Consider the following 256-nt stretch of genomic DNA (forward strand, 5'->3'; position numbering starts at 1 on the left):
ACCTCTGACATTGAAAACTTATCCATTTCAGCCTGAATAGCGTCCATATATTTTGAAATTTTTTCTATTTTTTCGCTCTGCTGTTCATTTTTAAGTGATAGCGCAGTATTGGATTGCTCCAGTTGTTTATTTAAATTGATCTGCTGAATAATTTTGTTCGCTTGTTCGGCATTGATTTTTTGACTTTCCTCATTAAATTCATCCTGCTCTTTAGACTCTTGAATCAACTGCTTTACTCTAGCAGTCAGTTTTATGT

1 protein-coding gene is annotated in these 256 nt (G+C 33.6%); it reads right to left on the reverse strand.

The features are described 5' to 3' along the window. The coding region (locus ACG9ZB_RS17550; RefSeq protein WP_419326877.1) for a hypothetical protein at positions 1-256 on the reverse strand (256 nt) is incomplete at both ends.

It is taken from the genome of Acinetobacter johnsonii (assembly GCF_048551975.1).
GTDB classification, from domain to species: Bacteria; Pseudomonadota; Gammaproteobacteria; order Pseudomonadales; family Moraxellaceae; genus Acinetobacter; species Acinetobacter johnsonii_A.